Genomic DNA, 479 nt, shown 5'->3' with positions numbered 1-479 from the left:
TGATTGGCAATATGGGGATTTGACTTGTTTCGATGGCTCTGTGAGCAAAACAGGTGCTCACTCATGGTTCTCAACGAGACAAGTCTCAGTCCAGAACCAGAAATGGTTGAGGACATCCTCGCCATCCTCCACTGCTTCAGTTCCCGATTATACGGACTGCGTAAATATAAAACTCAGGTCAAAGAAGATCCGGATTTACCCCAGCCCCGAGCTAAATCAAGTCTGGCGCAAATGGTTGGCCGCTTGTCGGTATTGCTATAACCAAGCAATTGCATTATCCCGGAGTGGTAAACGACTAAGCAAGTTAAAGTTACGCAATAAAGTGATGCAGAGCGACTTGCCTGCATGGGTCAAAGAAACACCCGGCCATATTCGGCAGAATGCTATCTTTGATGCCTATCTCGCCTTTTCAGCCAGTCCAGGCGCAAGGTTTAGAAGTTGTCGTGACAGCTCTCAAGGGATTAAGTTCAATAATACTA

Annotated in this window: 1 protein-coding gene and 1 pseudogene; both read left to right on the top strand. The window is 46.6% G+C overall.

What is annotated here, in order from left to right:
* A pseudogene (locus P5683_RS25805) lies at window positions 1-261 on the top strand (hypothetical protein); the annotation flags it as partial.
* Window positions 167-479: helix-turn-helix domain-containing protein (locus P5683_RS26670; RefSeq protein ID WP_396442822.1), on the top strand; the 313-nt coding region annotated here is incomplete at its 3' end. The pseudogene P5683_RS25805 and the gene P5683_RS26670, both read left to right, overlap by 95 nt.

Source organism: Limnospira sp. PMC 1279.21 (assembly GCF_032349615.1).
Taxonomy (GTDB): domain Bacteria; phylum Cyanobacteriota; class Cyanobacteriia; order Cyanobacteriales; family Microcoleaceae; genus Limnospira; species Limnospira fusiformis.
The sequence above is the reverse complement of the archived record's forward strand: the minus strand, read 5'-3'. Positions and strand labels throughout refer to the sequence as shown.